This is a genomic window from Colwellia sp. TT2012 (assembly GCF_001440345.1).
Taxonomy (GTDB): domain Bacteria; phylum Pseudomonadota; class Gammaproteobacteria; order Enterobacterales; family Alteromonadaceae; genus Colwellia.
The window spans coordinates 1-754 of the sequence record NZ_LJYX01000165.1; the positions used below are offsets into that span (position 1 = coordinate 1).

1 protein-coding gene is annotated in these 754 nt (G+C 63.8%); it reads left to right on the plus strand.

Features of this window, described 5'->3' with window-relative positions:
* Positions 1-108: 108 nt before the first annotated feature.
* The coding region (locus ASU03_RS20400; RefSeq protein ID WP_197411331.1) for a PepSY-associated TM helix domain-containing protein at positions 109-754 on the plus strand (646 nt) is incomplete at its 3' end.

The window sequence follows — 754 nt, forward strand, 5'->3', positions numbered from 1 at the left end:
CCCGCTTTTGGTCGTAGGAGGATCCTCGTCGGCATGGCTGGGACCGGCTTCTGGGGCAAGCAATGCGCTTAGCTGTGGAACCACTTTCCAGCGGCGATGTGGAAGGCTGTGCCACAGTCTGACCAGCAGGCCCGCAGCCTCAACACCGCGACCCGGCAGACGGTGCCGTGGGCCATGGAGAACACGCCGATGCCGATGTCCGGCGAGCATGCCGAGCACATGCAACACGGCGGCATGAACCACGGCCCCGCAGCCCCGGCAATCAGCCTGCAACAGGTGGTGGACCTGGCCACGACGCGCCAGGTCGAGCCGGGCTACAGCATCACCTTCCCCACCACCGCCACAGGCGTGTTCACCATCGCGGTGTTCGCCAACGACCCGCGCAATGACGCGACCCTGCATGTCGACCAATACACCGGAAAAGTCCTCGCCGATGTGCGCTGGGAGCACTACAACAGCGTGGCGCGGGTCACCGAGTCCGGGGTCATGCTGCATGAGGGCAAGATGTTCGGCGTGGTCAACGAGATCAGCGTGCTGCTGGGGTGCCTGATGATTCTGTTGAGTGCGGGCAGCGGCGTGGTGATCTGGTGGAAGCGCCGGCCACAGGGCGGCCTGGGGGTTCCACCGTTGCGCCATGATTTGCCGAAGTGGAAAACCGCAATGGTGATCATGCTCGGCCTGGCGATCATTTTTCCGTTGGTTGGCGCCTCGTTGATTGTGGTGTGGGTAGTGGATCGGCTAGTGCTGGCGCGTT